The organism is Clostridium sp. (assembly GCF_051278035.1).
GTDB lineage: Bacteria > Bacillota > Clostridia > Clostridiales > Clostridiaceae > Clostridium_AD.
Genome location: NZ_JBNMNU010000247.1, coordinates 1 through 5,083 on the forward strand (window position 1 = coordinate 1; position 5,083 = coordinate 5,083).

4 protein-coding genes are annotated in these 5,083 nt (G+C 30.0%); 2 read left to right on the forward strand and 2 right to left on the reverse strand.

Going from position 1 to position 5,083, the window contains the following annotated elements; all coding sequences use genetic code 11:
- Positions 1-179: 179 nt before the first annotated feature.
- Both ACJAX4_RS22155 and ACJAX4_RS22160 read right to left on the reverse strand, forming a co-directional pair.
- Positions 180-1,676, reverse strand: a complete 1,497-nt coding sequence (locus ACJAX4_RS22155; RefSeq protein WP_435791609.1) for a glycosyltransferase — start codon at positions 1,674-1,676, stop codon at positions 180-182.
- Between the two features lie 46 nt (positions 1,677-1,722).
- On the reverse strand, positions 1,723-2,793 hold the full coding sequence (locus tag ACJAX4_RS22160) for a tetratricopeptide repeat-containing glycosyltransferase family 2 protein (protein ID WP_435791610.1): 1,071 nt from the start codon (positions 2,791-2,793) through the stop codon (positions 1,723-1,725).
- Positions 2,794-2,953: 160 nt separating this feature from the next.
- Between ACJAX4_RS22160 and ACJAX4_RS22165 the strand changes: the two genes are divergently transcribed.
- Positions 2,954-4,348 carry a glycosyltransferase gene (locus ACJAX4_RS22165; protein WP_435791613.1) on the forward strand — a complete coding sequence of 465 codons (1,395 nt, stop codon included), beginning with the start codon at positions 2,954-2,956 and terminating at the stop codon, positions 4,346-4,348.
- Between the two features lie 234 nt (positions 4,349-4,582).
- Positions 4,583-5,083: hypothetical protein (locus tag ACJAX4_RS22170; RefSeq protein WP_435791611.1), on the forward strand; the 501-nt coding region annotated here is incomplete at its 3' end.

The window sequence follows — 5,083 nt, forward strand, 5'->3', positions numbered from 1 at the left end:
AGCTCCTTTTATTTTATTCTAATATACTAATTCGACATATCTTTTAAAATTCCTTTTTGTTTTTTATATAAAAAAATCGCCATCTTTAATTAGATGACGATTTTCTATATAGTTTTTCAGTGGCCTCGAATTATAGGTAAGCTTTTTCTTATAGTTCCATATATATGGAAAAGATACGTTTATTTACCTTGAGTAGCCTCTTTTATACTATTAAATGAATTAAGTGTATCCTCAAAATAAGGCTCATTTTTGTAGTAATCTGTAAAATACCCTTCAAAGTTTTCCATATCAATGTCTATTTTGCCTTCGAGAATACGTTTATACCAAGGCATTAAAGTTGTTTGTAATATTTGTAATTTATCTTTATTTACAATTTCTTCATTAAGTCCAAACTGAATAAAATAATATAAAATATCTAAATAACTTTTTATAAATACTTTACCAAAATTATACCCAGAAGGATTAGTACCTTCATAATTAAAAGTAGAACTATTTATTAAAGTAAAAGTAGGGTTGTTTAACAAAATTCTATATTGTAAATATATTTGATTAAAGCCTGTATCAACATATTTAAAAGGTTCTTCAATTTTATTAAAAGATTCTCTTTTTATTATTATGGAGGAAATAAAACTTGCAGCTATTGAGGTTGCTTGTAGAAATTCATTAATCCCGTGATATAATACAACATCATTTTTATTACTAAGCACATTAATAAATAACAATGAAGATTCAATGTTTTTATTAATAATATCCATCAGTGGATATATTGTATTTTCTTTGAAATAATCATCATCCCCGTGTAGGAGAATATATTTTCCTTTTGATTTTTCTATAGTTAAAGCGATGTTATTATCCCCACCAATGTTAACTTCACTTTTATTATAAGTTAGGTTATCATACAAATTTAAATATTTATTAATTACATCGTGAGAGTTATCGGAGGAATTATTATTAGACACAAAAACCTCAAATAAACTATCATTTCCAATTTGACTATATATTGATTTTAAACACTTTTCTAATTGGATAGCTCTATTAAAGGTTGGTATGCAAATTGAAATTAAGGGGCTATCTTTTCTATCCTCTAATACTTTGTTAATTTCATCATCACTTCTGGTTCTAACCCATTGCCCACTAATAGTATCATACATTTTAATTATTTTGGCAGGACTGCCAGCTACAATTGAGTAGTCTGGAATATTTTTTGTAACATAACTATTAGCACCAACTACGCAGCCACGTCCAATATGAACATTACCAACAATTAAGGAATTTGCACCTAACCATGAATTCTCTCCAATTATTATTTCATTTGCTATTGAAGTTATTCCTTGATACATAATCGGAATACCAACGTTTTCATAATTATGGCTACAGTCGGATATATATACATTAGGCGCAATTATAACATTTTTTTCTATAATACCTATATTTGCAATAGAAATCGTAAATCCGCTTCCTATTTGACATCCATCTCCAATAATAATTTTAGGCATAATATTACTAGCATATGAACAGATATTAAGCCAACAATTATCTTTTATAAACGTGCCAGTACCGATATGAGTATAAGTAAAATTACTTATTTTATAATTTTCTTGAATTATAGAATTAAGACCAAAACCAAAAAACAATTTTGCTTGTGGACTATCGCTTATTATGGAAGGTTCTCCCATGTAGTTTCACCTCCGTTTTAAAATATATAGTAAATGTAATAATTTATTATTTGGTTCTTTCATAATAATCTCTATTTGCAAGTACCGCGGAAGAGTTAGGTTTATATTCTGCTGCCTTATTATTATATTTAATTGACTCTTCCCTTATACCTAACCTGTCATAGCAAACAGAAAGCTGTATATAAGGTATATATCCCCAGAAATCATGTGATATAAACCCCCAACTGTTAACTGGTTTATCTAGATTTGCTGCAAGTTTATACCAGAAAACAGCCCTGTTATAATCTAAGCCTTCAAAGTAGTAAGTCCCTATATTACAACAAATCTCAGCCCTTGGAGTATCATATTCAAAGCTTCTAAGTAATATTTTGAGCATGCTTTCTTTGTCACCTATAATGTTGTAACACTTAGAAAGATCAAAACAGGCACTTATATTATCCTCTACCCATCCTTGTTTTGTGTCTAAAAATTCATTGAAATATTTTATTGCCTCAACAAAAAATCCGTTTTGAAATAATTCCCTGGAATAATAAAAGAGGCCTCTTGGAGATAGTGGTTTCCCCTCTGATAATAATTTTTCGTAAATAAATCTATTTCTACCTACTACTGCCGCATGTTCCTTTTTATGCGTTATGCATATATCAGAGTTTATAATATTTCCACCCATTTGTAGATATTCATGAACAGGCTCCGACCATTTAGAATTGTTTATTCTTTTTGATAGGCGTTCTCTGAAATAGGATAATGTAACTACTCCATTTTCATCAAAACCCACATTATACATCATCATTACATTATCTATATCTTTTGTTAAGGTTTGCTTTAGTTGTTTGAATTTTTCTCTATCTTCTTCAAGAATTACATCATCGGCATCTAGCCAGAGGGTAAAATCCATTGTTGATTTAAAAAAAGAGAAATTTCTTGCGGCAGAAAAATCATCAATCCACTCGAAATCAAATATTTTGTCTGTATATTCTTGTGCGATTTTTTTTGTATTATCAGTAGACCCCGTGTCCACTATTATTATTTCGTCTACAATATCTAAAGCGCTGGTGAGACACCTACCTAAAACATCCTCTTCATTTTTTACAATCATACATAAACTAATAGTTACCATATAAACCTCCTAGAAAAAATCTACAGTATATAATATGCTATAGCTTAAGATATGGAGCGCATTTATAAAAAAAAGCATAGGTACATTTCTTATTAAAAAGCATAATATATAATTGAAGCAAAATTTACTATTAATAAGGGTTAGAGGAGGTGATAAATTGATGTCTGAAAATATAAAAACTTCAATAATAATTTTAACTTATAATAATCTTATTTATAATAAGATTTGTGTTGATAGCATAAGGAAATACACTAAAGAAAATACCTATGAAATAGTAGTGGTAGATAATAATTCAACTGATGGAACAAGAGAATGGCTTAAAAACCAAAAGGATATTGTAACTGTATTAAATGATGAAAATGTAGGTTTTCCAAAGGGGTGCAATATTGGAATAGGTGTTTCACAAAAAGAAAATGATATTTTATTCTTAAATAATGATACTGTTGTTACTCCAAGGTGGCTTGATAATCTTAAAGCTTGTGTTTACAGTGATGATAAAATTGGAGGAGTTGCATCGATAACCAATAGTTGTTCTAATTATCAGTCGATAAGTGTTCCTTATGATGATATTAAAGATATGATTCCCTTTGCTGAAGCTAATAATATATCAAACCCTGAGAAATGGGAGGAAAAAGTTAGGCTTGTGGCATTTTGCATGCTTGTAAAAAGAGAGGTACTTAATAAGATTGGCATTATGGATGAAAGATTTACACCTGGAAATTTTGAAGATGATGATTTGTGCATGAGAATTATAGAATCAGGATATAAGATGATGCTATGTAATGACAGCTTCATACATCATTTTGGCAGTTCATCTTTTAATAAGGATTATATTAAGTTTAATAATATCTTAACAATGAATCGTAAAAAGCTGGTGGACAAGTGGGGATTTAATTCTAACGTAAGCAGCACGTTAAAATTTGATGTAATAGAACGCATAAATGAGCCAAAAGAAAAGCATTTAAATATTCTTGAGTTCGACTGTGGACTAGGGGCTACATTACTTAAATTAAAATATATGTATCCTAATTCTAAGATATATGGTGTAGAAACAAATGAAAGTGTAGCAAGACTCGGCGGGAAAATAATAGAATTACTGAATGATGATTTTGAGGAAAATTATAGTAGAAGCTTTAAAAAAGACAAGATAGACTTTTTTGACTATATAATTATTGGGAATAGACTTCAACAAAGTAAGGATCCTTGGATGCTTTTAAAGGAAGTAAAAAGATTTTTAAAACCTGGGGGATATATAATTGCGACGATTCCTAACTTAATGCATCCCTCAGTTATAAAAGGGTTATTAAGTGGAAGTTTTATGTATAATGAAAATTCAATTTTAGACAGAAGTAATAATAGCTTTTTTACTTTAACAGATATATACAAAATATTCAATGAGTGTGGATATATTAACCCATTTGTATTTCATTATTACGTTGACTTAACACCAGAAGAAGATAAGGTATTAAATGATATTTGTAGTATTGTCGGCACGGATATGAAAGGATATTTCTTATCTTATGAATATGTAGCTAAATTCCAGAAGAGTTTATAAACCAATTACAGTAGCAAGTATAGAGCCACATTTTCAAGTGTTTATTGATAATTTTATAGATATTAATCCGTAGTTAAAGGATAGAATTATTTTTATTGGAAGAATTAACGATAGGAATTTAATTGAGGAAGAGTATTGAAAAGCAAATATTCGTGCTGTATATGTGGCAGTTTATGCATATTTGAATAATATGCATTAGCAGTTTAAGAAATGTAACTGTTAGGAGGGTAAACAATGCAAAGGGATGAATTTAATTATATTAATAAATTAGATTATATTGAGGGTAGAAAATATTATTATTGGCACGCTACTGATGATTGTGACCAAGATGACAATAGTAATAGAAAGCATAAGTCAAATGATTGTGACAGAGATAAGTGTCACGAACATCACCATCATAGGTGTCCAACAGGAGCAACGGGAGCAACTGGAGCAACTGGAGTAACAGGACCAGGAACGGGAGCAACGGGAGCAACTGGGGCAACCGGAGAAACAGGAGCAACTGGACCTACAGGGGCAAATGGTTTCTCAACTCAGATAAGAGGATTACAGGTTCAACTTCAGAGCGTAGATACAACATTGGTTGCATCAGCAGCACCTATCATATTTGGATTGTCAACACTTTATTGTACAAATTTTATTCGGTCATGTTTGCTAGGCGATATTCTACTGGTGTCATATAATTTAGAGCACTATGAATACGCTTATTGTTATACCATAGTACATAACTTCGTA